The sequence below is a fragment of the Allotamlana fucoidanivorans genome (assembly GCF_006265225.1).
Taxonomy (GTDB): domain Bacteria; phylum Bacteroidota; class Bacteroidia; order Flavobacteriales; family Flavobacteriaceae; genus Allotamlana; species Allotamlana fucoidanivorans.
Map to the genome: position 1 here is coordinate 1 of NZ_VDCS01000066.1, position 460 is coordinate 460.

2 protein-coding genes are annotated in these 460 nt (G+C 35.9%); both read left to right on the top strand.

Annotation, left to right across the window (positions count from 1 at the left end; genetic code table 11):
* Positions 1-164, top strand: a 164-nt coding sequence (locus tag FGF67_RS16910; protein ID WP_139698923.1) for an integrase core domain-containing protein, incomplete at its 5' end; no start/stop codon positions are given.
* Between the two features lie 108 nt (positions 165-272).
* A partial coding sequence (locus tag FGF67_RS16915) for a transposase (protein ID WP_199240710.1) occupies positions 273-460 on the top strand: 188 nt, incomplete at its 3' end.

Sequence of the window (460 nt, forward strand, 5' to 3'; positions counted from 1 at the left end):
TAAATTGGTTTCTGTCAATGGAAGATGCGCAAGAAAAACTAGATATGTGGAGAGAAGAATATAACAACTTTAGACCTCACAGTTCCTTGGGAGATATCCCTCCCAATGAATACATCGAAATGAATAAAAATAGCTCGGATCCTCTACTTTTAACTGGTTCTTAATTTGGGAGGAGATCAAAAAAGGCAGTATCTCATAAACTGTGTAAAGATTAAATATCGAGGGTTGCAACCCTCGATATTTTTTTGTTTAATTTTAAAATTTACACACTTATGAAGAAAGAAGATTTTCTAAACGACGATTTTTTAAAACAGTTCAAAACAGGGGACGAACTAACCTCCTTTCTAAAATCCATCCAAAAGCGAGGTATTGAAAAGATGCTAGAAGGAGAACTTGACGCTCATTTAGACTATGAGAAGCATCAGCAGTCCGATAATAGCAATACCCGTAACGGCTATGG